Raw genomic sequence first — 269 nt, 5'->3', positions numbered from 1 at the left:
GCGCCTCCGGCAGAGACTGTCACTGAGACTCAACCCGCGGTTACCGTGACTGAGACTCAGCCTGCAGTGACTGTGACGCTACCGGCAGAGACTGTTACGGAAACCCAACCGGCAGAAACTGTCACCGAGACCCAACCGGCACTTCCCGCAGAGACCGTAACGGCGACCGCAACGGTTACCGAAACCACTACTGCTCCGGCTGAGACCGAAACCACTACTGCTCCGGTTGAGACCGAAACCGCAACGGAAACCGAAACCGCAACGGAAAC

The 269-nt window shown here is 59.5% G+C and carries 1 protein-coding gene; it reads left to right on the top strand.

The genetic code is table 11. From position 1 onward, the window contains the following. Positions 1 to 45 precede the first annotated feature (45 nt). Positions 46 to 269 (top strand): hypothetical protein (locus BMZ01_RS11140; protein WP_177180052.1); only part of this gene is annotated, 224 nt, incomplete at its 3' end.

The sequence above is a fragment of the Corynebacterium spheniscorum genome (assembly GCF_900113445.1).
Classification (GTDB): domain Bacteria; phylum Actinomycetota; class Actinomycetes; order Mycobacteriales; family Mycobacteriaceae; genus Corynebacterium; species Corynebacterium spheniscorum.
The sequence above is the reverse complement of the archived record's forward strand: the minus strand, read 5'-3'. Positions and strand labels throughout refer to the sequence as shown.